6 tRNA genes are annotated in these 537 nt (G+C 52.9%); all 6 read right to left on the bottom strand.

The features are described from left to right. Nucleotides 1-6: 6 nt before the first annotated feature. The 6 genes from HMPREF0631_RS05950 to HMPREF0631_RS05925 all read right to left on the bottom strand — a co-directional run bounded on the left by HMPREF0631_RS05950 (nucleotide 7) and on the right by HMPREF0631_RS05925 (nucleotide 536). Nucleotides 7-90: transfer RNA gene (locus tag HMPREF0631_RS05950), tRNA-Leu, on the bottom strand. 18 nt (nucleotides 91-108) lie between these two features. Continuing rightward, nucleotides 109-193: transfer RNA gene (locus tag HMPREF0631_RS05945), tRNA-Tyr, on the bottom strand. A gap of 1 nt (nucleotide 194) precedes the next feature. After that, a tRNA-Thr gene (locus HMPREF0631_RS05940) sits at nucleotides 195-269 on the bottom strand. A 15-nt stretch (nucleotides 270-284) separates the two neighbouring features. Beyond that, nucleotides 285-361: transfer RNA gene (locus tag HMPREF0631_RS05935), tRNA-Asp, on the bottom strand. 16 nt (nucleotides 362-377) lie between these two features. Beyond that, a tRNA-Val gene (locus HMPREF0631_RS05930) sits at nucleotides 378-453 on the bottom strand. Between the two features lie 9 nt (nucleotides 454-462). Further along, a tRNA-Gly gene (locus HMPREF0631_RS05925) sits at nucleotides 463-536 on the bottom strand. Nucleotide 537: the final 1 nt, after the last annotated feature.

The raw sequence follows: 537 nt of genomic DNA, 5'->3' as shown, positions 1-537 counted from the left end.
TAAACTTGGTGCGGATGAAGGGAGTCGAACCCCCACGCCAAAGGCGCTAGATCCTAAGTCTAGTGCGTCTGCCAATTCCGCCACATCCGCGCATTATAGTTTATTTACTGGTGGAGGATGGTGGATTCGAACCACCGAAGTCGGTGACAACAGATTTACAGTCTGCCCCCTTTGGCCGCTCGGGAAATCCTCCGTGGAGCTGGTGATAGGAATCGAACCTACAACCTGCTGATTACAAGTCAGCTGCTCTACCGTTGAGCCACACCAGCATATTATTTTTTGAATGGCGACCTGGAAGGGGCTCGAACCCTCGACCTCCAGCGTGACAGGCTGGCATTCTAACCAACTGAACTACCAGGCCGCATTATTTAAGAATTTGGTGGGAGTAACAGGGCTCGAACCTGTGACCCCCTGCTTGTAAGGCAGATGCTCTCCCAGCTGAGCTATACTCCCACAATTCTATGGAGCGGGTGAAGGGGATCGAACCCTCACAGCTGGCTTGGAAGGCCAGAACTCTACCATTGAGCTACACCCGCA

It is taken from the genome of Peptostreptococcus anaerobius 653-L (assembly GCF_000178095.1).
GTDB lineage: Bacteria > Bacillota > Clostridia > Peptostreptococcales > Peptostreptococcaceae > Peptostreptococcus > Peptostreptococcus anaerobius.
Note: the sequence above shows the minus strand (reverse complement) of the source record. Positions and strands in the feature narration are given on the sequence as shown.